This is a genomic window from Pseudomonas syringae CC1557 (assembly GCF_000452705.1).
Lineage (GTDB): Bacteria > Pseudomonadota > Gammaproteobacteria > Pseudomonadales > Pseudomonadaceae > Aquipseudomonas > Aquipseudomonas syringae_F.
This window is the reverse complement of record NZ_CP007014.1, coordinates 2998340-3024723: the sequence shown is the minus strand read 5'-3', so window position 1 is coordinate 3024723 and position 26384 is coordinate 2998340. Positions and strand designations below refer to the sequence as shown.

At 61.6% G+C, this 26384-nt stretch carries 1 pseudogene (cut by a window edge); it reads left to right on the top strand.

From position 1 onward, the window contains the following. The first annotated feature begins 341 nt into the window (after positions 1-341). Positions 342-26384: pseudogene (locus N018_RS13700) on the top strand (non-ribosomal peptide synthase/polyketide synthase); it runs 14056 nt beyond the window's last position.

Genomic DNA, 26384 nt, shown 5'->3' with positions numbered 1-26384 from the left:
ACCGCCTTCGTGATACCCCTCCAGCCTGCTCAGCCAAGCGCTCGCACATCGCTGCGTCGACGTCACCCTCAATTCTTGTCCCAGCTTCCCACGACATACAGTCGCCCATGGATGCTCTAGTTTTTGCGACGTGTGGGATGCACGGCAAACGGGACGTTTCGTGTGTATGTGTCAGAGGACCGCCGCCCTTTATTGCTGCGGTCCACATCATGCCTGCGCCCGGATCCCGTTATGTCTTCGAGTTTCGAAGCCCCTCCGTTTTTATCGTGCGAAACACTGTTTGCGACACCGGACTCCGGAGTCGTCAACCCTCTCCGAAATGATAAACAGCAGGTTATTCGATGCACTTCAGCGAATTGATGGCAGTTCTTTCCACGCACCCGATCCGTCTTCAACAGGAAGAAGATGATCTCGTGATTCTCGGAGACGACGAGGGGCTTGACAGTGCCACACTCGAAAGCCTGAGCGTGCACAAGGCAGAACTGCTGACGCTGGTAGCTCGAATGGGCGGTGACTGGCTCAGCCCGGCGTTTCGCATTACCACGGACATGCTGCCGCTGGCCAATCTGAGTCAGGAAGCGATTGACCGGATCGTCGACGCGGTACCGGGAGGGGCTGGTAATGTGCAGGATATCTACCCACTGGCACCGCTGCAGGAAGGGATTCTCTACCATCACCTGACGGCCGGGCAGGGTGATCCCTATGTATTGCAGGCGCTGTTCGGGGCCGAGAGTCGCGAACGCCTCGATGACTTCGCCGAGGCACTGCAAGCGGTGATCGAACGCCATGACATCCTGCGCACGGCGATGATCTGGGAAGGTCTCGACGAGCCCATGCAAGTGGTGTTACGTGAGGCGACGCTGGCGGTGGATGAGCTGACACTGGACGCCGCCGACGGTGACATCGAAACCCGGCTGCGCGAGCATTTTGATACCCGGCATTACCGTCTGGACCTGCGCCAGGCGCCGCTGATGCGCATGGTGTGCGTTGAAGATACCGCCAATGCTCGCTGGGTCGCTATCCTGCTGTACCACCACATTGCCATTGACCACGCCGCAATGGACCTGGTGAAACACGAGATGCAGGCCTTCCTGCTCGGTGAGGGCCATACCTTGCCGGAGACAGTGCCGTATCGCAACTACGTGGCACATGCCCGACTGGGTGTCGGGGCTAATGCTCATGAAGGTTTTTTTCGCGAGATGCTGGCCGATATCGATGAGCCAACACTGCCGTTCGGCGTGGTTGGAACGACGGGCAGCGACTCATTGATCGAAGATGTGCGCCTGCAAGTCGATGACTCAGTGAGCGCGCGTCTGCGGACCCTGGCCCGACAGCTGGGGGTCAGTGCCGCGAGCCTGCATCACCTCGCATGGGCGCGTGTGGTGGGTGCGCTGTCAGGCAAGTCGGACGTGGTTTTCGGTACGGTGCTGATGGGCCGGATGCAGGGCGGCGACGGCGCCGATCGAGCGTTGGGTATGTTCATCAACACCTTGCCGTTGCGGGTCAGGCTGGAAGGACATGCGGTGCGCGAAGGGGTCAGAACCACCCACGCACGGCTGACCGCATTGCTCGGTCACGAACACGCGTCCCTGGCCCAGGCCCAGCGTTGCAGTGGCGTGGCCGCACCGGCACCGTTGTTCAATTCGCTGCTCAATTATCGCCACAGTGCCAGCGAGCCAGTGGCGTCGTCAGAGACGCTTCAGGCCTGGCAAGGCTTGCATAGCATGGGCAGCGAAATGCGCAGCACTTACCCGATCACGCTGTCGATCGACGACCTGGGCCAGGGCTTCAACCTGACGATTCAAGCCCTGGCACAGATCGGTGCACAGCGCATCGGCAACTATATGTTGACGGCACTCGGCGCACTGGTTGATGCGCTGGAGCAGCAGCCACAAACCCCGTTGCAGCGTTTGAAAGTCCTCTCGTCAACCGAACACCAGCAAGTGCTGTACGATTTCAATGACACGGCACGCGACTACCCACGCAACAGCAGCCTGCAGGAGCTTTTCGAGCAACGAGTGGCTGCGCAGCCCGATGCACTGGCCGCAGTACACGATGACCAGCAACTGACCTACCACGAACTCAACAGTCGCGCCAACGCGCTGGCCCGTCACTTGACCGACCTCGGCGTGCAACCGGGCGAGCGGGTGGCGTTGCTGCTGGAGCGCTCCCTTGACCTGCTGGCCGGTCAGCTGGCGATCGTCAAATGCGGGGCGGCCTATGTGCCGCTGGACATCAACGCCCCGGCCGAGCGTCAGGCATTCATGCTGCAAGACTGCGGGGCGCGGCAGGTGTTGACGCTGGCTCGCCATGACCTGCCTGAAGGCATCCAGCGGATTGACCTTGACCTGCTGCAACTGCCAAGCGATGCGCCCAACCCGGTACAGTCAGCATCCGCCGAGTCGGTTGCTTATATCATGTACACCTCCGGCTCCACCGGTATGCCCAAAGGCGTATTGGTGCCGCACCGTGCTGTCAGCCGCCTGGTGCTCAACAACGGTTACGCTGATTTCAATGCGCAGGATCGTGTCGCGTTCGCCTCAAACCCGGCTTTCGACGCCAGCACCCTGGATGTATGGGCGCCATTGCTCAATGGCGGTTGCGTGGTGGTGGTGGAGCAGTCGGTATTGCTGTCTGTGGAAGAGTTCCGCTCACTGCTGCTGTCTCAGTCGATCAGCGTGCTGTGGATGACAGCAGGCCTGTTCCATCAATATGCCGACGGCCTGATGGAGGCCTTCGCCAGATTGTGCTACCTGATCGTCGGCGGCGATGTTCTGGACCCGGCGGTGATCGCCCGGGTATTGAAAGAAGGCGCCCCGCGACACTTGCTCAATGGCTACGGCCCGACTGAAGCGACGACCTTTTCCACGACCCATGAGATCACCTCGGTCGGCAACGGCGGTATTCCTGTCGGGCGTCCGATTGGCAACAGCCAGGTTTACGTGCTCGATACCCTGCGCCAACCGGTGGCGGTGGGCGTGGTCGGGGAGCTGTACATCGGCGGGCAGGGCGTGGCCAAGGGTTACTTGAACCGCCCGGAGCTGAACGCCACCCAGTTTGTCGCCAACCCTTTCAGCAACGACGCTGGAACTCTGCTGTACCGCACCGGAGACCTTGGCCGCTGGAACGCGGACGGCGTGATCGAGTATCTGGGCCGTAACGACGACCAGGTGAAAATCCGTGGTTTCCGTATCGAACTGGGTGAAATCGAAGCGCGTCTGGTCGAATGTTCTGGCGTCAGCGAGGCCGCGGTGCTGGCCCGCCAGGACGAGACTGGACAAAAACGTCTGGTAGCGTATGTCGTCGGCGAAGACAGCAGCGCCTTGACAGCGGTCGAACTGCGCCGCGAACTGGCGGCGTCGCTGGCCGAATACATGGTGCCAAGTGCCTTTGTGGTGCTGGATTCGTTCCCGCTGACCGCCAACGGCAAGCTTGATCGCAAAGCCCTGCCGGTCCCGGACGCTGATGCCTATGCCAGCCGTGAGTTCGAGGCACCCGAGGGTGAAGTGGAAGTCACACTGTCGCGTATATGGTCCGAATTGCTCAACGTTGAACGCGTGGGCCGTCACGATCACTTCTTTGAGCTCGGCGGGCACTCGCTGCTGGCCGTCAGCCTGATATGCGTCAGGCGGGTCTGAGCGCCGATGTGCGCGTGTTGTTCAGCCAGCCCACGCTGGCCGCACTGGCGGCAGCGGTCGGCGCAGGCCATGACATCAAGGTACCGTCCAACCTGATAGACACAGGCTGCGAGCGCATTACCCCGGAGCTGTTGCCGCTGGCGAATCTGACCCAGATGCAGATCGACCAGGTGGTCGCCACCGTACCCGGCGGCGTGGCGAATGTGCAGGATATCTACGCGCTGGCACCGTTGCAGGAAGGCATTCTTTATCACCACATGGCGGCCGAACAGGGCGATCCCTACGTACTGCAGACCCAGTTCGCCTTTGACAATCGCGAGCGCCTGAACGCCTTCGTTCAGGCCTTGCAGATGGTCATTGATCGTCACGACATTCTACGCACCGGGGTGGTCTGGGACGGTCTGGATGCACCCGTGCAGGTGGTCTGGCGTGAAGCGAAATTGCACCTTGAGGGGCTTGAACTTGACCCGGCGGACGGTGAGATAGGCGCGCAACTGCACAGCCGCTTCGACGGACGTCACTACCGCCTCGATATGAGTCAAGCGCCCCTGATGCGTCTGGTTCATGCCGAGGACCCGCTCAACCAGCGAATCACCGCGATGCTGCTGTTCCATCATATGGCTCTGGACCATATGGCCATGGAAGTGGTGCAGCATGAAATGCAGGCCTGGCTGCTGGGCGAGGCCGAAGGCTTGTCGGCGCCCGTGCCATACCGCAATTACGTGGCTCAGGCGCGTCTGGGTGTCAGCCAGGCCGATCACGAAGTGTTTTTCCGCGACATGCTCGGCGATATCGACGAACCGACGCTGCCTTTCGGCCTGCAGGATGTGCAGGGCGATGGCCGTGATATCGAAGAAGCCGCGCTTTTAGTGGACAGCCAGTTGAACCTGCGCCTGCGTGCTCAGGCCCGACAACAGGGTGTGAGTGCCGCCAGCCTGGTGCACCTGGCCTGGGCTCAGGTGCTGGGCAAGGTGTCCGATCGCCGCGATGTGGTGTTCGGCACCGTACTGCTGGGCCGTATGCACGCCGGCGAGGGCGCTGACCGGGCGCTGGGGATGTTCATCAATACCTTGCCGCTGCGGGTCGCCGTAGGCGGGCAAGGGGTACGCGCCGGGGTCAAGGCAACACACGCGCAACTTACCGCGTTGCTCGCTCACGAACATGCCTCACTGGCGTTGGCCCAGCGTTGCAGCGGTGTAGCCGCACCGACGCCACTGTTCAGCGCACTGCTCAATTACCGCCACAGTGCGGTTGGCAGCGCAGCAGAACGAACGGCCCAGGCCTGGCAGGGTATGCAAGCCCTGCACAGTGAAGAACGCACCAACTATCCATTGACCTTGAACGTCGATGACGTGGGTGACGGCTTCAAACTGACCGCACTGGCGGCGACCTCTGTCGGTGCGCAGCGCGTGTGTGGCTATATGCACACGGCGCTGGAACAGCTGGTCGATGCTCTTGAGTTAATGCCACAAGCGTCGTTGCAAAGTTTGTCGATTCTGCCAGCTGTCGAGCGTGAGCAGTTGCTGGTGGCGTTCAACGACACCGCGCTGGATTACCCGCACGAACAGACCATTCACGGGATGTTCGAAGCACAGGTCGAGCGCACTCCGGATGCGCTAGCGGTGGTGCACGGCGAACGGCGCCTGACCTATCGTGAGCTCAACGAGCAGGCCAACCGCCTGGCGCATGCCTTGCGCAAGCAGGGTGTGCAGCCGGATTCCCGCGTCGGGATCTGCGTTGAGCGCGGTGCCGAGATGGTCGTCGGCCTGCTGGCGATCCTCAAGGCGGGCGGCGGGTATGTGCCGCTCGATCCGGCGTATCCGGTAGACCGTATCGCTTACATGTTGCAGGACAGCGCTCCGGCAGCCGTGCTAGCTCAAACCGTTACCCAGGGTTTGCTGAGCGATGTTTCGGTGCCTGTGATCAATCTTGATCTGAGCGATTGGCAGGACGAATCCGTCCAGAATCCGCAGGTGCAGGGGCTGACTTCGGCGCATCTGGCGTACCTGATCTACACCTCGGGTTCGACCGGCCTGCCGAAAGGCGTGATGATCGAACACCGCAACACCGTGAATTTCCTGACCTGGGCGCATACGGCTTTCGACGGCTCTGCACTGAATAAGACGCTGTTCTCCACCTCGCTGAACTTCGACCTCGCCGTCTATGAGTGCTTTGCGCCGCTGACGTCCGGCGGCAGCATCGAAGTCGTCAGGAACGTGCTGGAACTGCAACACGGCGAGCACGATATCGGCCTTATCAACACCGTGCCCTCAGCGCTCAAGGCACTGCTGGAAGTCGATGGACTGCCGGAATCGGTTCACACAGTGAACGTGGCGGGGGAGGCGCTCAAGCGCAGCCTGGTGGAAAATCTGTTCGAAAATACCGGCGTGCAGCGCCTGTGCAACCTTTATGGTCCTTCGGAAACCACCACCTACTCGAGCTGGGTGGCGATGGATCGCGAAGAGGGCTTCGCAGCGCACATTGGCAAACCGGTCGGCAATACACAGTTTTACTTGCTGGACGAGCAACAGCAGCCAGTGCCACTGGGCGTTGCCGGTGAGATCTACATCGGCGGTGCCGGTGTGGCGCGGGGTTATCTGAACCGTGACGACCTCACTGCAGAGCGCTTCCTCAAGGACCCGTTCAGCCAGCAAGCAGCGGCACGCATGTACCGCACAGGCGACCTGGGTCGCTATCTGGCGGATGGCAATATCGAATACCTCGGCCGTAACGACGACCAGGTAAAAATCCGTGGCTTCCGTATCGAGCTCGGTGAGATTGATGCACGTCTTGCCAAACACCCGGCCGTCCACGAAGCGGTGGTAACTGCCCGCGAAGACATTCCGGGCGACAAGCGTCTGGTGGCTTATTACACCCTGAACGCAGGGCATGCTTCGGTAGATATCGATAACCTGCGCGGCTGGCTGCAGGAACAATTGCCGGCCTACATGATCCCGGTGGCCTATGTGCTGCTCGATGCAATGCCACTGACCCCGAACGGCAAACTGGACCGCAAGGCCCTGCCGGCACCGGACAGCGATGCACTGATCAACCGCGAATACGAAGCCCCACAAGGCGAAAGCGAAGCGCAGATTGCGGCTATCTGGCAAGACCTGTTGGGCGTTGCCAGGATTGGTCGTCACGACAACTTCTTCGAACTCGGCGGCCATTCGCTGCTGGCGGTGAGCCTGATCGGGCGCATGCGCCAGTTGGGTCTCAGTACCGATATACGCGTACTGTTCAGTCAGCCGACTCTGGCCGCACTGGCTGCTGCGGTTGGCGGTAGCACGGACATCGTGGTGCCAGCCAATCTGATCACCGAGGATTGCCAACGCATTACGCCTGACTTGCTGCCACTGGCCGACCTGACCCAGGCACAGATCGATCAAGTGGTCGCCAGCGTGCCGGGCGGCGTGGCGAATGTGCAGGACATTTACCCGCTGGCCCCTTTGCAGGAAGGCATTCTCTATCACCATATTGCGGCAGAGCAGGGCGATCCCTACGTACTGCAGGCGCATTTCGCGTTCGATGACCGCGCAAGTCTGGACGCTTTCGTTCAGGCTTTGCAGAGGGTCATCGAGCGTCACGACATTCTGCGCACCGCTATGTTCTGGAAAGGCCTGGACTCACCCGTGCAGGTGGTCTGGCGCCACACGCAGTTGCCTCTTGATAAGCTGCACATAGACCCGGCGGCAGGCGATATTGGCGCGCAACTGCACAGTCGCTTCGACCCGCGTCACCATCGTCTTGATGTCACTCAGGCACCGCTGATGCGCCTGGCCTATGCCGAGGACCCGCTGAGCCAGCGGATCTGCGCGATGCTGCTGTTCCATCATATGGTCCTCGATAACATGGCGATGGCCGTGGTACAGCATGAAATGCAGGCCTGTTTGCTGGGCGAAGCGCAAACCCTGTCGGCACCCGTGCCATACCGCAATTATGTGGCCCAGGCACGCCTGGGGGTCAGCCAGGCCGAGCACGAAGCGTTCTTCCGCGACATGCTCGGTGATGTGGACGAGCCGACGCTGCCGTTCGGTCTGCAGGATGTGCAGGGCGATGGCCTTGATATCGAAGAAGCCAGCCTGGCGCTGGATCCTCGACTCAACCTGCGCCTGCGTGCTCAGGCCCGACAACAGGGCGTGAGCGCCGCCAGTCTGGTGCACCTGGCCTGGGCTCAGGTGCTGGGCAAGGTGTCCGATCGCCGCGACGTGGTATTCGGCACCGTACTGATGGGCCGGATGCAGGCTGGCGAAGGCGCCGAGCGGGCATTGGGGATGTTCATCAATACCTTGCCGCTGCGGGTTTCGGTGGGCGGGAAGAGCGTGCGTGACGGGGTCAAGGCCACTCATGAGCGTCTGACTGCCTTGCTGGGTCATGAGCATGCTTCGCTGGCACTGGCTCAGCGTTGCAGCGGCATTACCGCACCGACGCCATTGTTCAGTTCGCTGCTCAACTACCGCCACAGTGCGGCTGGCAGCGTATCCGAGCGGGCTACCCAGGCCTGGCAGGGGATTCATGCGCTGAACAGCGAAGAACGCACCAACTATCCATTGACCTTGAATGTCGATGACTACGGTGAAGGCTTCAACCTCAACGTACTGGTCAGCAGCACCGTGGGCGCTACACGGGTATGCGGTTACATGCAGACCGTGCTGGAGCATCTGGTGGATGCGCTGGAGCAGTCACCGTCTTCGGCCCTGGACAGCCTGCCAATCCTGCCTGCTGCCGAACGTGCGCAATTGCTGGTGGCGTTCAACGTCACCGCGCTGGATTACCCGCACGAACAGACCATTCACGGGTTGTTCGAAGCACAGGTCGAGCGCACTCCGGATGCGCTGGCGGTGGTGCACGGCGAACAGCGCCTGACCTATCGCGAGCTCAACGAGCAGGCCAACCGCCTGGCCCATGCCTTGCGCAAGCAGGGTGTGCAGCCGGATTCCCGCGTCGGTATCTGTGTCGAACGCAGTGCGGAGATGGTCGTCGGTCTGCTGGCGATCCTCAAGGCGGGCGGCGGGTATGTGCCGCTCGATCCTGCGTATCCGGTAGAACGTATTGCTTACATGTTGCAGGACAGCGCTCCGGCAGCGGTGCTGGCGCAAACCGCTACTCAGGGCTTGCTGGCCGACGGTTCGGTGCCTGTGATCAATCTGGACCTGAGCGATTGGCAGGACGAATCCGTCCAGAATCCGCAGGTGCAGGAGCTGACTTCGGCGCATCTGGCGTACCTGATCTACACCTCGGGTTCGACCGGCCTGCCGAAAGGCGTGATGATCGAACACCGCAACACCGTGAACTTCCTGACCTGGGCGCACACGGCTTTCGACGCTTCTGCACTGGAAAAAACGCTGTTCTCCACTTCGCTGAACTTCGACCTTGCGGTTTACGAGTGCTTCGCGCCGCTGACATCGGGCGGCAGCATCGAAGTCGTCAGGAACGTGCTGGAACTGCAACACGGCGAGCACGATATCGGCCTGATCAACACCGTACCGTCGGCGCTTAAAGCGCTGCTGGAAGTTAACGGCTTACCAGAATCGGTGCACACCGTGAACGTGGCCGGTGAAGCGCTGAAACGCAGCCTGGTTGAATCGCTGTTCGAGAAAACCGGCGTGCAGCGCCTGTGTAACCTCTATGGCCCTTCGGAAACCACTACCTATTCAAGCTGGGTGGCCATGGACCGCGAAGAAGGTTTCGCTGCGCACATCGGCAAACCGGTAGGCAATACGCAGTTTTACCTGCTGAATGAACAGCAACAGCCGGTTCCACTGGGCGTCGTGGGCGAGATCTACATTGGCGGCGCCGGTGTAGCGCGGGGTTATCTGAACCGTGACGACCTCACTGCCGAGCGCTTTCTCAAGGACCCGTTCAGCCAGCAACCAGCGGCACGCATGTACCGCACCGGCGACTTGGGTCGTTACTTGCCTGACGGCAATATCGAATACCTGGGCCGTAACGACGATCAGGTGAAGATCCGTGGTTTCCGTATCGAACTGGGCGAGATCGACGCACTCCTGACAAAACACCCGGCGGTCCATGAGGCGGTAGTCACCGCCCGCGAAGACATTCCGGGCGACAAGCGTCTGGTGGCTTATTACACCGTCCAGACAGCTCACTCCGAGCCGGACATCGATAGCCTGCGCGACTGGCTGCAGGAGCAACTGCCGGCCTACATGATCCCTGTGGCTTACGTGCGTCTCGCCGCAATGCCGCTGACCCCGAACGGCAAACTCGACCGCAAGGCCCTGCCAGCACCGGACGGTGATGCACTGATCCGTGGTGGCTACGAGGAGCCGCAAGGCTTGGCCGAAATCACTCTGGCGAAAATTTGGGCTGACTTGCTCAAGCTCGAACGTGTCGGTCGCCACGACCACTTCTTTGAGCTGGGAGGGCATTCGTTGCTGGCGGTAAGCCTGATCGAACGCATGCGCCAGGCCGGCCTGAGTGCCAACGTGCGTACGTTGTTCAGTCAGCCGACCCTGGCGGCACTGGCAGCAGCGGCAGGCGCGGTCGACGATCTGGTTGTTCCGGCCAACGGCATACCTGCGGACTGCCAGAGAATTACCCCGGACATGCTGCCGTTGATCGACCTGAGCCAGGAGCAGATCGACCAGGTGGTGGCCTGTGTGCCCGGCGGCGCGGCGAACGTGCAAGGACATCTACCCGCTGGCGCCGTTGCAGGAAGGCATTCTCTATCACCACATCAGCGCCGAACGGGGCGACCCCTATGTGCTACAGGCGCAGTTTGCCTTTGACAGCCGCGCACACGTGGACACCTTCGCCAACGCGCTGCAAATGGTCATCAACCGGCATGACATTCTGCGTACGTCCATGCACTGGGAAAGCCTCGATGAGCCTTTACAGGTGGTCTGGCGCCAGGTCGAGCTGAGTGTCGAAGAGATTGATTTCAACTCTTGCCTCGGTAATGTAGCCGTTCAGTTGCAAGAGTACCTCGACCCGAGCCAGGTACGTCTGGACATCCGTCAGGCGCCCTTGATGCGCCTGGTATGCGCCCTTGACAGCGGCAACGAACGCTGGCTGGCGACCTTGATGTTCCACCACATGATCCTTGACCACACCGCCCTGGATCAGGTGCAGCATGAAATGCAGGTCTGCCTGCTCGGTCAGGTCGAGCAACTTGGCGATTCCATTCCCTACCGCAATTATGTCGCTCAGGCCCGACTGGGCCTGAACGAGCAGGATCACGAGCAGTTCTTCCAGGACATGCTTGGCGACATCGTTGAGCCGACGCTGCCGTTCGGCCTGCACGATGTGCAAGGCGACGGCAGCGCGCTCGATCATGCCCGTCTGCAGCTGGACGGTGCTTTGAACCAACGCCTCAGAGTTCAGGCGCGGCAACTTGGGGTCAGTGCGGCAAGCCTGTTACACCTGGCGTTCGCACAAATGCTGGGCCGCCTCAGCGGGCGTGAACAGGTGGTGTTCGGCACCATCCTGATGGGTCGGATGCAGGGCGGTCAGGGTGCCGAACGAGCCCTTGGCATGTTTATCAATACCTTGCCGCTGCGCGTGGACCTGGGCGATCAAGGCGTGCGTGACGGGGTCAAGGCCACGCACCGGCGCTTGACCGGGTTACTCGGCATGAGCATGCCTCGCTGGCACTGGCCCAGCGCTGCAGTGGCGTGATCGCACCGACACCGCTGTTCAGCGCTTTGCTCAATTATCGCCATAGCAACGTTGCCGTTACCGATGAGGCACTGACGGCGTGGAGTGGCATACAGTCGCTGGGGCTGGCCGATGAAGAACGCACCAACTACCCATTGACCGTCAACGTCGACGATACGGGTGAAGATTTTCTGTTCACCTCGCTGGTAACGGCGAGCATCGGCGCACAGCGTGTGTGTGACTATTTGCAGCGGGCCGTAGAGGGACTGGTCGATGCGCTGGAACAGGCACCGCAAACCCCGCTGCACGCCATTTCGATACTGCCGCCCAGCGAGCGTGCGCAGTTGCTTGAACACTGGAACCTGCCCGGAAAGGCCGATACAGACGAAATACCGATCCATCAGCAATTCGAAGCCCAGGCAGCGCAACGACCAGACTCCGTCGCGTTGAGGTTCGAAGCGCAGACCCTGAGCTACGGCGAACTCAACATCCGCGCCAACCAGGTAGCCCATCGCCTGCTGGCTCACGGCGTTCGTCCGGATGATCGGGTGGCTATCTGCGTCGAACGCGGCCCGGCGATGATCATCGGCTTGCTGGGCATTCTCAAATCCGGCGCTGGATACGTACCACTGGACCCGGCATACCCCCTTGAACGGCTGGCCTACACCCTCGCTGACAGCGCGCCAGTGGCGTTGTTGAGTCAGCGGTCAGTACAGGGCACCTTACCGGCCTCGGAAGTGCCGGTGATCAGTCTCGACGATGACTTGCAGGGCCAATCCGTCTGCAATCCGCAGGTGCCGGTAAAGCCCACTAACCTTGCTTATGTGATCTACACCTCCGGCTCCACCGGTCTGCCCAAAGGTGTGATGGTCGAGCATCGCAACGTTGCACGGCTGTTTTCGGCCACCGAAGACTGGTTTGGCTTCAATGAACAGGATGTGTGGGCGCTGTTCCACTCGTTCGCCTTTGACTTCTCGGTCTGGGAAATATGGGGCGCATTGCTGCACGGCGGACGCCTGTTGATCGTCCCGCAACTGGTCAGCCGCTCGCCCGAAGACTGCTACGACCTGTTGTGCAGCGCTGGAGTGACGGTGCTCAACCAGACGCCGAGTGCATTCCGCCAACTGATCGCTGCACAGGGCGAGAACGGGCAGGCGCATTCTTTACGCCAGGTAATTCTCGGTGGTGAAGCACTGGAAACGGCGCTGCTCAAGCCGTGGTACGCCCGCAACGTGAATGCCGGCACGCAACTGGTGAACATGTACGGCATTACCGAAACCACCGTGCATGTGACCTATTACCCGTTGCAGCCTGAAGACGCCCAACGCGTCGGTGCCAGCCCGATTGGCAAACGCATCCCGGACCTGCAGCTTTATCTGCTCGACGCCTATGGCGAACCGGTGCCGGTAGGTGTGATCGGCGAGCTGTACGTGGGCGGTGCCGGTGTTGCCCGGGGCTACCTTAACCGTGAAGCACTGACGGCCGAGCGTTTCCTCGATAACCCGTTCAGTACAGCACCAGGTGCGCGTCTGTATCGTACCGGCGACCTGGGACGCTGGCTGGCCGATGGCAGCCTGGAATACCTGGGCCGTAACGACGAACAGGTCAAGATTCGCGGCTTCCGCATTGAGTTGGGCGAGATCGAAGCGCAACTCGCCACGTGCGACGGTGTAAAGGATGCGCGGGTGCTGGTGCGTGAGGACGAGCCCGGCGACAAGCGCCTTGTGGCCTATGTCATCGGCAGCACGGAGCTGGAACCGGACGCTACCCGATTGCGCGAGCAACTGCGTCTTTCGCTTGCCGAGTACATGCTGCCAAGCGCCTTTGTCAGTCTGGAAAGTTTCCCGCTGACGGCCAACGGCAAGCTCGACCGCAAGGCTTTGCCGGTGCCCGACCGTTCGGCGGTGGCCAGTCGTGGCTATGAAGCGCCCGAAGGCGACACCGAGATGGCCATTGCCCGGATCTGGCAAGACCTGCTGCAACTGGAGCAGGTCGGCCGGCATGACCACTTCTTCGAACTGGGCGGCCATTCGCTGCTGGCCGTTAAACTGATCGAGCGCATGCGCCAGATCGATCTGGTTGCCGACGTGCGTGTGCTGTTCACCCAGCCGACCCTGTCTGCCCTGGCGGCGGCGGTGGGCGGCAAAGGTGCGGTAGAAGTACCCGCCAACCTTATTCCCGTCGGCTGTGAGCGGATCACCCCGGACATGCTGCCATTGGTGTCGCTGAGCCAGGACGACATCGACCGTGTGGTGTCCAGCGTGCCCGGCGGTCTGGCCAACGTGCAGGACATCTACGTTTGGGAGCGTCTGGACGCCCCCGTCCAGGTGGTCTGGCGTGAAGCGACCCTGGGCCTGGATGAACAGGTGCTGGACCCGGCCGATGGCGACATCACCGAACAACTGATCAAGCGCCTGAACCCTCGTCACACGCGTCTGGACATCCGTCAGGCGCCAATGTTACGCATCGGTTATGCACATGACGCGGAGAACGACCAGGTGGTCTGGCGTGAAGCGACCCTGGGCCTGGATGAACAGGTGCTGGACCCGGCCGATGGCGACATCACCGAACAACTGATCAAGCGCCTGAACCCTCGTCACACGCGTCTGGACATCCGTCAGGCGCCAATGTTACGCATCGGTTATGCACATGACGCGGAGAACGACCGCTGGCTGGGCATGCTGCGCTTCCATCACCTGGTGGACGATGCCACCTCACTGCGTATTCTGAGCAGCGAAATCGAGGCGTATATGCTGGGTCAGCAAGCCTCGCTGCCGCCGTCCGTGCCTTATCGCAACTACGTGGCGCAAGCCATGCTCGGCGTCAGCCGTGAAGAGCACGAGGTGTTTTTCCACGACATGCTCGGTGACATTGATGAGCCGACGCTGCCGTTCGGCCTGCAGGACGTGCAGGGCGACGGAAGCGGTATCGAGGAAGTGCGCCTGTTGGTCGACGTGGACCTGAGTCGACGCCTGCGCGTGCAGGCTCGCCAGCTCGGGGTAAGCTCTGCCAGCCTGTATCACCTGGCCTGGGCCCGCGTGCTGGGCGCGGTGTCAGGCAAAGAGGATGTGGTGTTCGGCACCGTGTTGCTTGGTCGCCTGCAAGGCGGCGCCGGGTCCGATCGGGCGCTGGGAATGTTCATCAATACCTTGCCGCTGCGTGTCACGCTTGGCGAGCAGGGCGTGCGCAGCGGTCTGAAAGCTACCCACGCAAGCCTCAGCGGCCTGCTGGCCCATGAACATGCCTCGCTGGTACTGGCCCAACGTTGCAGTGGGGTACCCACTTCGACGCCATTGTTCAGCTCGCTGCTCAACTTCCGCCATACCGGTGATGTCGCCGCAAGCGACCAGGCGCTGGTCGCGTGGGAAGGCATTCAGGCGCTGCACGGCGAAGAGCGCACCAACTACCCGCTGACCCTGTGCGTGGATGACCAGGGCGAAGGTTTCGCCCTGACCATCATGGCCGAAGGGCAGATCGGCGCCAAACGTGTGTGTACCTACATGCACTGTGTGCTGGAAAACCTGGTGCAAGCACTGGAGCAGACCCCGGACGCTGCGCTGGGAGCGCTGAATATCCTGCCCGCGATAGAGCGCCAGCAACTGCTGGAAAGCTGGAATACCCCGCATGCCCTGCAGGCCGACGACGCACTGATTCATCGTACCTTCGAAGCCTGGGTGGTGGCGCAGCCGGATGCCGTGGCCCTGCATTATGAAGACCGCACCCTGACCTATGCCGAGCTGAATACCCGCGCCAATCAGGTAGCCCATTACCTGCTGGGCCTGGGCGTGCAGCCGGATGACCGGGTAGCAATCTGTGTCGAGCGCAGCCTGGAAATGATTGTCGGTCTGCTCGGAGTTCTCAAGTCCGGTGCGGGTTACGTGCCGATTGACCCGGCCTATCCGGCCGAGCGTATTGCCTATCAGTTGCAGGACAGCGCCCCGATGGCGGTACTGGCCGATGCTGCGGGGCTGGCGCTGCTGGGCACGTTCGACGGCCCACGCGTGGATTTGCACAGTCCGGCGTTGCAGGCCCAACCGGGTAGCAACCCACGATTGACCGGGCTTGGTTCGCACCACCTGGCTTATGTCATCTACACCTCCGGCTCCACCGGTCTGCCCAAAGGTGTGATGGTCGAGCATCGCAACGTTGCGCGGCTGTTCTCGGCCACCCAGGACTGGTTCGGTTTCAATGAACAGGATGTCTGGGCGCTGTTCCATTCGTTCGCCTTCGACTTCTCAGTCTGGGAAATCTGGGGCGCGCTGTCGCACGGCGGGCGTTTGCTGATCGTGCCGCAGCTGGTCAGCCGCTCCCCGCAAGACTGCTATGCGCTGTTGTGCAGCGCCGAAGTGACGGTGCTCAACCAGACCCCGAGCGCCTTCCGCCAGTTGCTCAACGCCCAGGGCGAGAGCGATCAACGACACTCCTTGCGCCAAGTGATTTTTGGCGGCGAAGCACTGGACACCGGGATGCTCAAGCCGTGGTACGCCAGGGTGATCAACGCTGGTACACAGCTGGTGAACATGTATGGCATCACCGAAACCACGGTGCATGTGACCTATCACCCCCTGGTGGCGGCAGATGCGCAGCGTGCGGGCGTGAGCCCTATCGGTGTGCGCATTCCCGATTTGCAGTTGTATGTCCTCGACGCACGCCGCGAGCCGGTGCCGGTGGGTGTTGTCGGCGAGTTGTTTGTCGGCGGCGCGGGTGTCGCGCGGGGCTACTTGAACCGTGAAGCATTGACAGCCGAGCGTTTCCTGGCGAATCCGTTCAGCAAGGATCCTCAGGCGCGCCTGTACCGAACCGGCGACCTGGGTCGCTGGATGGATGATGGCAGTCTCGATTACCTGGGCCGCAATGACGATCAGGTCAAGATCCGTGGTTTCCGTATCGAACTGGGAGAAATCGGTCAAGATCCGTGGTTTCCGTATCGAACTGGGAGAAATCCAGGCAGCGCTGGCCGCGTGCGACACGGTCCGCGAAGCGCTGGTGCTGGTCCGCGAAGATCAACCAGGTGACAAGCGCCTGGTGGCCTATGTGATCGCCGCGCCGGGCCACGAGATCGTGGCGGCTGACTTGCGTGCGCGGCTGCTGCTGTCCCTGACCGACTACATGGTGCCCAGTGCTTTTGTGGCGCTGGACAGTTTCCCGCTGACCGCCAACGGCAAGCTCGACCAAAAAGCGTTGCCCGCACCGGATGCGCAGGCACTGGCAATGCGTGAATACACGCCGCCCGAGGGCGATGTCGAGATCGCCATCGCACAGATCTGGCAGTCTCTGCTGCAAGTGCCACAGGTTGGCCGCCACGATCATTTCTTCGAGTTGGGCGGGCATTCGTTGCTGGCCGTCAAACTGATCGAGCGCATGCGCCAGATCGACCTGTCGGCTGATGTGCGGGTGCTGTTCAGCCAGCCGACCCTTGCCGCCCTTGCTGCGGCGGTGGGCGGGTACACCGAAGTACAGGTGCCGGATAACCTGATTGTGCCGGGCTGCGAGCGTATTACCCCGGACATGCTGCCGCTGGCCGAACTGGACCAGGCAGCGATTGATCGGGTCGTCGCCAGCGTACCCGGCGGCCTGGCCAATATTCAGGACATCTACGCCCTGGCCCCCTTGCAGGAAGGCATTCTCTATCACCATCTGGCCGCGGATGAAGGTGATCCCTATGTCTTGCAGATGCTCTTCGCGTTCGATGATCGCGAGTGTCTGGCCGGTTTTGCCTCGGCCTTGCAGAACGTGGTCGAACGCCACGATATCCTGCGCACCGGCGTGGTCTGGGAAGGGCTTGAGAAGCCGGTACAGGTGGTCTGGCGCAACGCGAAACTGAGCCTGGAAGAGGTGACCATCGATCCGCTCGACGGTGACGTGCTTACACGACTGCGCGAGCGTTTTGACCCGCGTCACTATCGCCTGGACATTGGCCAGGCGCCGTTGATGCGCATCGCCTATGCCGAGGACATCCCCAACCAGCGTCTGATCGGCATGTTGCTGTTCCACCATCTGGCGCTGGATCACACCTCGCTGGAAGTGGTAGTGGAGGAAATGCAGGCCAGCCTGCAGGGTCAGATCGAACAATTACCGGCCCCCGTGCCTTATCGCAACCATGTGGCACAGGCGCGTCTGGGTATCAGCCAGGCCGAGCACGAAGCGTTTTTCCGCGACATGCTCGGTGACATCGACGAACCGACCCTGGCTTACGGCATACAAGACGTGCAGGGCGATGGCAGTGGTATCGAGGAAGTACATCAGGTGCTCGACAGCCAGTTGAGCAGCCGTATACGCAGCATTGCGCGGCAGTTGGGGGTTAGTGCTGCCAGCCTGGCGCATCTGGCATGGGCTCAGGTGGCAGGCCGGGTCTCGGGCCGTGAAGAAGTGGTGTTCGGTACTGTACTGATGGGCCGGATGCAGGGCGGCAACGGTTCCGACCGGGCGCTGGGAATGTTCATCAACACCTTGCCGCTGCGCATCAGCGTCGGCCGCCAGAGTGCTCTGGCGGCGGTCAAGCTTACTCACCAGCGCCTGTCGGCCCTGCTGGGGCATGAGCATGCTTCGCTGTCGCTGGCCCAGCGCTGCAGCGGCGTACCGAGTTCGCTGCCGCTGTTCAGCACCTTGCTCAACTACCGCCACAGTAACGGCAGTGCGGCCTCGACCGACACAGTGTCAGCCTGGCAGGGCATTCAGACCCTGAGCATGGAGGAACGGACCAACTATCCGCTGTGCCTGAACGTCGATGACCTGGGCGATGACTTCACGCTCACTATTCAGGCCGTCAGGCAAATCAGTGCCACGCGCATCGGCGAGTACATGCAAGTTGCGCTGCGTAGCCTCGTGGAAGCGCTGGAACATACGCCGCAGGCGGCGCTGAACAGCCTGTCGATACTGCCGAATGACGAGCGCGAGCTGTTGCTGGCGGGCTTCAATGACACTGCCCACCCTTATCCGCGCGATGTCCTGATTCACCAACTGATCGAGCAACAGGCCGCCCAGCGTCCGGATGCCTGCGCCGTACGCGGTGACAGCGGTCCATTGCTCACTTACGCCGAGCTCAATCAACAGGCCAACCAGCTCGCCCATCACCTGATCGAACTGGGCGTTGAGCCTGATACGCGGGTTGCGGTCAGCCTGCGTCGCGGCCCGGAAATGGTCGTGGCGCTGCTGGGTATTCTCAAGGCCGGCGGAGCCTACGTGCCGATCGACCCCGACCTGCCTGGCGCTCGCCAAGCGTACATGCTCAGCGACAGCGCACCCCGTGCGTTGCTCACCGGCCACGATCTGCTTGCAGATCTGCCAGCCCTTAACGTTCCGATGCTGGTGCTCGATGGCCATGATGACCGCGCGCAACTGGCTAGGCAGCCGGCCGTTAACCCAGATGCCAAGGCGCTGGGCCTACAGCCTAATCACCTGGCCTACGTGCTCTACACCTCGGGTTCCACCGGCACGCCCAAAGGCGTGATGAACGAACACCTGGGCGTGGTCAACCGCCTGCTCTGGGCGCGCGACGCCTATGAAGTGAACAGTCAGGATCGCGTGCTGCAGAAGACTCCCTTCGGTTTCGACGTCTCGGTCTGGGAGTTTTTCCTGCCACTGTTGGCCGGGGCTGAGCTGGTCATGGCACGTCCCGGTGGCCATCAGGAGCCGGACTACCTGGATCAGGTGATGAGTGACGCGGGCATTACCCTGCTGCACTTTGTGCCCTCGATGCTCGATGTGTTTCTGGAGCACCGTTCGAACCGCGACTTCCCGCAACTGCGCCGCGTGCTGTGCAGCGGCGAGGCCTTGCCGCGTGCGTTGCAGCGCCGCTTCGAGCAACAGCTGAAGGGCGTTGAACTGCACAACCTTTATGGCCCGACCGAAGCGGCCATCGACGTTACCGCCTGGGAATGCCGTCCGACAGATCCTGGCGACAGCGTGCCTATTGGCCGTCCGATTGCCAATATTCAGATGCACGTACTGGATGCCCAAGGCCAGCTGCAACCCATAGGCGTGGCCGGTGAATTGCACATCGGCGGTATCGGCGTGGCGCGGGGTTACCTGAACCAGCCGGAACTGAGTGCTGAACGCTTCATCGCCGACCCGTTTTCCGACGACCCGCAGGCACGCCTGTACAAAACCGGTGACATGGGTCGCTGGCTGGCCAATGGCGCGCTGGAATACTTGGGCCGTAATGACTTTCAGGTGAAGATTCGCGGTTTGCGCATCGAAATCGGTGAAATCGAGGCCGCGTTGGCCAAACACCCGGCAGTCCACGAAGCAGTGGTCACCGCTCGCGAAGACATACCTGGCGACAAACGCCTGGTGGCTTATTACACGCAGTCTGCCGACCACAGTGCTGTCGATATCGAAACCCTGCGCGGTCACCTGCAACAACAATTGCCGGAGTACATGGTTCCGGCCATTTATGTGCTGATCGAGGCCATGCCACTGACGTCGAACGGCAAGCTGGACCGCAAGGCACTGCCAGCACCGGACAGTGACGCGCTGATCAGCCGTGGCTACGAAGCACCGCAAGGCGAAACCGAAGAGCAGATAGCGGTTATCTGGCAAGACCTGCTGGGCGTCGAGCAGGTCGGGCGTCACGACAACTTCTTCGAACTGGGCGGTCATTCGCTGCTGGCCGTCAGCCTGACCGGGCGTATGCGTCAGTTGGGCCTGAGCGCCGACGTGCGCGTGCTGTTCAGCCAGCCCACCCTGGCGGCACTGGCCGCCGCCGTGGGCGGTGGCACCGAGCTTGTGGTGCCTGCCAACCTGATCACCGAGGATTGCCAACGCATTACGCCTGAACTGCTGCCACTGGCCGACTTGACTCAGGCGCAGATTGATCAAGTCGTAACAACCGTGCCGGGCGGCATAGCCAATGTGCAGGACATCTACGCACTGGCGCCGTTGCAGACAGGCATTCTTTATCACCATCTGGCCGCCGAAATAGGCGATCCCTATGTGTTGCAGACGCAGTTCGCCTTTGCTGACGGCGAGCGTCTGAAGGCCTTCGTCCAGGCCTTGCAGGCGGTCATTGATCGCCACGACATTCTGCGCACCAGCGTGGTATGGGACGGTCTGGACTCACCGGTGCAAGTGGTCTGGCGTCAGGCCCGCTTGCACCTTGACGCGCTTGAACTTGATCCGGCAGACGGCGATATCAATGTGCAACTGCACAGCCGCTTTGATCCGCGTCATTTCCGGCTGGACGTCGGCCAGGCACCGCTGATGCGTGTGGCCTATGCCGAAGATCCGCTCAACCAGCGCATCTGCGCGTTGCTGTTGTTCCACCACATGGCGCTGGACCACGTGGCGCTGGAAGTGGTGAAGCATGAAATGCAGGCCTGGCTGGCTGGCGAGGCAGACAGCCTTACAGCGTCGGTACCTGTGCCTTATCGCAACTATGTGGCCCAGGCACGCCTGGGTGTCAGCCAGGCCGATCACGAAGCGTTCTTCCGCGACATGCTCGGCGACATCGACGAGCCGACGCTGCCGTTCGGTTTGCAGGATGTGCAGGGTGACGGTCGTGACATCGAGGAAGCCAGCCTGGCGCTGGACCCTCAAATGAGCCTGCGCCTGCGTGCTCAGGCCCGCCAACAAGGGGTGAGTGCCGCGAGCCTGGTGCATCTGGCCTGGGCTCAAGTGTTGGGCAAGGTTTCAAACAAGCAGGATGTGGTGTTCGGCACCGTGCTGATGGGCCGTATGCAAGGTGGCGAAGGTACCGAGCGGGCCTTGGGGATGTTCATCAACACCTTACCGCTGCGGGTTGCGGTGGGTGAGCAGGGCGTACGTGACGGGGTCAAGTCCACGCATAAGCGCCTGACGGCCTTGCTGGGTCATGAGCATGCCTCACTGGCGTTGGCCCAGCGTTGCAGCGGGGTTGCCGCGCCGGCGCCCTTGTTCAGCGCACTGCTCAACTATCGCCATAGCGGGGTCGGCAGTGTGTCCGACCAGGCCATGCAGGCCTGGCAGGGCATTGCGGTACTCAGCGGCGAAGAACGCACCAATTACCCGTTGTGCCTGAACGTCGATGACCTGGGTGATGACTTCACGCTCACTATTCAGGCCGTCAGGCAAATCAGTGCCACACGCGTCGGCGAGTACATGCAGGTTGCACTGCGCAACCTGGTGCAAGCCCTGGAGCAAACGCCGCAAGCGGCGCTGAACAGCCTGTCGATACTGCCTAATGACGAGCGCGAGCTGTTGCTGGCGGGCTTCAATGACACTGCCCACCCTTATCCGCGCGATGTCCTGATTCACCAATTGATCGAACAACAGGCCGCCCAGCGTCCGGATGCCTGCGCCGTACGCGGTGACAGCGGTCCATTGCTCACTTACGCCGAGCTCAATCAACAGGCCAACCAGCTCGCCCATCACCTGATCGAACTGGCGTTGAGCCTGATACGCGGGTTGCGGTCAGCCTGCGTCGCGGCCCGGAAATGGTCGTGGCGCTGCTGGGTATTCTCAAGGCCGGCGGAGCCTACGTGCCGATCGACCCCGACCTGCCTGGCGCTCGCCAAGCGTACATGCTCAGCGACAGCGCACCCCGTGCGTTGCTCACCGGCCACGATCTGCTTGCAGATCTGCCAGCCCTTAACGTTCCGATGCTGGTGCTCGATGGCCATGCTGACCGCGCGCAACTGGCTAGGCAGCCGACCGTTAACCCAGATGCCAAGGCGCTGGGCCTACAGCCTAATCACCTGGCCTACGTGCTCTACACCTCGGGTTCCACCGGCACGCCCAAAGGCGTGATGAACGAACACCTGGGCGTGGTCAACCGCCTGCTCTGGGCGCGCGACGCCTATGAAGTGAACAGTCAGGATCGCGTGCTGCAGAAGACTCCCTTCGGTTTCGACGTCTCGGTCTGGGAGTTTTTCCTGCCGCTGCTCGCCGGTGCCGAACTGGTCATGGCACGTCCCGGTGGCCATCAGGAGCCGGACTACCTGGATCAAGTGATGAGTGACGCGGGCATTACCCTGCTGCACTTTGTGCCCTCGATGCTCGATGTGTTTCTGGAGCACCGCTCGACCCGCGACTTCCCGCAACTGCGCCGCGTGCTGTGCAGCGGCGAGGCCTTGCCGCGTGCGTTGCAGCGCCGCTTCGAGCAACAGCTGAAGGGCGTTGAACTGCACAACCTTTATGGCCCGACCGAAGCGGCCATCGACGTTACCGCCTGGGAATGCCGTCCGACAGATCCTGGCGACAGCGTGCCTATTGGCCGTCCGATTGCCAATATTCAGATGCACGTACTGGATGCCCAAGGCCAGCTGCAACCCATGGGCGTTGCCGGTGAGCTGCACATTGGCGGCATCGGCGTAGCTCGGGGTTACCTGAACCAGCCGGAACTGAGTGCCGAACGCTTCATTGCCGACCCGTTTTCCGACGACCCGCAGACACGTCTGTACAAAACCGGTGACATGGGTCGCTGGTTGGCCAATGGCGCGCTGGAATACCTGGGCCGTAATGACTTTCAGGTGAAGATTCGCGGCTTGCGTATCGAAATCGGTGAAGTCGAGGCCGCGTTGGCCAAACACCCGGCAGTCCACGAAGCAGTGGTCACCGCTCGCGAAGACATACCTGGCGACAAACGCCTGGTGGCTTATTACACGCAGTCTGCCGACCACAGTGCTGTCGATATCGAAACCCTGCGCGGTCATCTGCAACAACAGTTGCCGGAGTACATGGTTCCGGCCATTTATGTGCTGATCGAGGCCATGCCACTGACGTCGAACGGCAAGCTGGACCGCAAGGCACTGCCAGCACCGGACAGTGACGCGCTGATCAGCCGTGGCTACGAAGCACCGCAAGGCGAAACCGAAGAGCAGATAGCGGTTATCTGGCAAGACCTGCTGGGCGTCGAGCAGGTCGGGCGTCACGACAACTTCTTCGAACTGGGCGGTCATTCGCTGCTCGCAGTCAGTCTGATCGGGCGTATGCGTCAGTCGGGCTTGAGCTCGGATGTGCGCGTGCTGTTCGGCCAGCCGACGCTGGCGGCACTGGCAGCGGCGGTTGGCGGCGGCACGGAAATCGTGGTGCCAGCCAATCTGATTTCCGAGCACTGCGAACACATCACCCCGGACCTGCTGCCACTGGCTGACCTGACTCAGGAACAGATCGATAAGGTGGTCGCCAGCGTGCCGGGCGGCGTGGCCAATGTGCAGGATATCTACCCGCTGTCGCCGTTGCAGGAAGGCATCCTCTATCACCACCTCAGCGCTGAGCGCGGAGATCCGTATTTGCTGCAATCGCTGTTCGCCTTCGACAGCCAGGAGCATGTCGACGACTTTGTCCGCGCCTTGCAGTTCGTGATCCAGCGCCATGACATTCTGCGCACTGCACTGGTCTGGGAGGGACTGGACGAACCGATGCAAGTGGTCTGGCGTCAGGCGTTGCTGAGGCGTGAAAGCTTTGACCCGGACCCGCAAGGCGGTGACGTCGCGACACAGTTGCACCAGCGTTTCGACGCCCGCCACTACCGTCTGGACATTCGTCGGGCGCCGATGATGCGTCTTGTAAATGCCTGGGATGAGCCGAACCAGCGCTGGCTGGGCTGGCTGCAGTTCCATCATCTGGTCATGGACCATACCACGCTGGAAGTAGTGCGCTACGAGATGCAGGCCTGCCTGCTGGGGCAGGGTGCCGAACTGGGCATGACGGTTCCATATCGCAATTATATCGCTCAGGTCCGCCTGGGCATGAGTCAGGAGGAACATGAGGCGTTCTTCCGCGACATGTTGAGTGACGTTGACGAGGCGACGCTGCCGTTTGGTTTGCAGGATGTGCAGGGTGAAGGTCATGACATCGAAGAAAGCTGGCTGGCGGTGGATTTGGAGCTCAGCCGTCGTTTGCGAGCCCAGGCCCGTCAACTGGGAGTGAGTGCCGCGAGCCTGGTTCACCTGGCCTGGGCGCAACTGCTGAGCAAGGCCTCGGGGCGTGACGACGTAGTGTTCGGCACCGTGCTGCTGGGCCGGATGCAAGGTGGCGAAGGCTCGGACCGAGCTCTGGGCGTGTTTATCAACACCTTGCCGCTGCGTGTGAGCCTGGGCGACCAAGGCGTGCGTGACGGGGTCAAGGCCACGCACCGGCGCTTGACCGGGTTACTCGGGCATGAGCATGCCTCGCTGGCACTGGCCCAGCGCTGCAGTGGCGTGATCGCACCGACACCGCTGTTCAGCGCTTTGCTCAACTATCGCCACACCAGCGTTGCCGTGACCGATGAGACGCTGACGGCCTGGAATGGCATGCACGCGCTGGCGCTGGGCGATGAAGAACGCACCAACTATCCATTGACCCTAAACGTCGATGACCGGGGCGAAGACTTCCTGTTGACCGTACAGACTGTACCGCTGATCGACGGCGCACGTATCTGCGCCTACATGCAGCAAACCTTGAGCAATCTGGTCAACGCGCTGGAGCAGGCGCCGCAGACCCCGTTGCACGCTATTTCCATACTGCCGGACAGCGAGCGCGAGCAGCTGCTTGAACAGTGCAAGCAGCCCGGCACTGCCTATACGAGCGAGACACCGATTCACCTGCAATTCGAAGCCCGCGCCGCACAACAGCCAGACGCCGTGGCGCTGGTGTTCGAAGAGCAGACCCTGAGCTACGGCGAACTCAACGCACGTGCCAACCAGGTCGCACATCGTTTGCTGGCCCTGGGTGTGCGCCCGGATGATCGCGTGGCGATCTGTGTCGAACGTGGTCCGGAGATGATTATCGGCTTGCTGGGGGTTCTCAAGTCCGGGGCCGGTTATGTGCCAATGGACCCGGCTTACCCGCTTGAACGCCTGGCCTACACCCTCGGCGACAGCGCACCGGTGGCGTTGTTGAGCCAGCAGTCGGTGCAGCAAGCCCTGCCGGTGACGGAAGTCCCCGTCATCAATCTCGACGATGCCGACTTGCAGGACGAATCCGTCTGCAATCCGCAGGTGCCGGTAAAGCCCACTAACCTTGCTTATGTGATCTACACCTCCGGCTCCACCGGTCTGCCCAAAGGTGTGATGGTCGAGCATCGCAACGTTGCGCGGCTGTTCTCGGCCACAGAAGAATGGTTCAGCTTCAATGAACAGGACGTGTGGGCGCTGTTCCATTCGTTCGCCTTCGACTTCTCGGTCTGGGAAATCTGGGGCGCATTGCTGCACGGTGGCCGTCTGTTGATCGTCCCGCAACTGGTCAGCCGCTCGCCCGAAGACTTCTATAACCTGCTGTGCAGTACCGGGGTGACGGTGCTCAACCAGACGCCAAGTGCGTTCCGTCAACTGATTGCTGCCCAAGCTGAAAACACTCAGGCACATTCGCTGCGTCAGGTGATTTTCGGTGGTGAAGCGCTGGAAACGGCGATGCTCAAGCCGTGGTACGCCCGGCAAGCGAACGCCGGCACACAACTGGTGAACATGTACGGCATCACCGAAACCACGGTGCATGTGACCTATTACCCCTTGCAGCCTGAAGACGCCCAGCGTCTCGGCGCCAGCCCGATCGGCAGGCGCATTCCCGACTTGCAGCTGTATATCCTTGATGCCCGCGGCGAGCCTGTGCCGGTGGGAGTGGTCGGCGAGCTGTATGTTGGCGGCGCCGGTGTGGCTCGGGGCTACCTGAACCGTGAAGCACTGACCGCCGAACGTTTCCTCGATAACCCGTTCAGCCACGCAGCGGATGAGCGGATGTACCGCACCGGCGACCTGGGACGCTGGCTGGCCGACGGCAGCCTTGAATACCTGGGGCGCAACGATGAGCAGGTGAAGATTCGTGGTTTCCGTATCGAACTGGGCGAGATCGAAGCGCGTCTGGCTGAATATCCTGACGTCCGCGATGCCGTTGTGTTGTGTCGTGAGGATGTGCCCGGGGACAAGCGTCTGGTGGCTTATGTCACGGCGCAGCAGCCGGAAAGCCTGCTGGACATCGAAAGCCTGCGCGAGCATCTGCAGGGTGCATTGCCTGAGCACATGGTGCCCGCAGCCTATGTGCAACTCGATGAGTTGCCACTGACGGCCAACGGCAAGCTCGACCGCAAGGCTTTGCCGATGCCCGATCGCTCGGCGCTGGCCAGTCGTGGCTACGCAGCACCTGAAAACGACACCGAGATGGCCATTGCGCGGATCTGGCAAGACCTGCTGCAACTGGAGCAGGTCGGTCGCAATGACAACTTCTTCGAAC